Raw genomic sequence first — 329 nt, 5'->3', positions numbered from 1 at the left:
GTGGTGTTTTTCTCAACCAGTTTGGTCATTACGCCGCCCATGGTTTCGATACCCAGGCTTAATGGGGTAACGTCCAGCAACAATACGTCTTTCACATCACCAGCCAATACAGCAGCCTGAATCGCAGCACCAACGGCAACCGCTTCATCCGGGTTGACGTCACGGCGTGGTTCTTTACCAAACATTTCCTTAACCGCTTCCTGCACTTTCGGCATGCGGGTCTGCCCACCAACCAGAATGACATCATTAATGTCAGACAATTTCAGGCCGGCATCTTTCAATGCCATTTTGCATGGTTCCATACTGCGTGAAATCAAGTCTTCTACCAA

General features: G+C 49.2%; 1 protein-coding gene. It reads right to left on the bottom strand.

Annotated elements, in window-relative coordinates; translation table 11 throughout:
• The coding region (locus tag B3M51_RS03475) for an Hsp70 family protein (RefSeq protein WP_414673428.1) at positions 1-329 on the bottom strand (329 nt) is incomplete at both ends.

Origin of the sequence: Methylophaga sp. UBA2689 (genome assembly GCA_002354555.1) — a bacterium.
Classification (GTDB): domain Bacteria; phylum Pseudomonadota; class Gammaproteobacteria; order Nitrosococcales; family Methylophagaceae; genus Methylophaga.
Note: the sequence above shows the minus strand (reverse complement) of the source record. Positions and strands in the feature narration are given on the sequence as shown.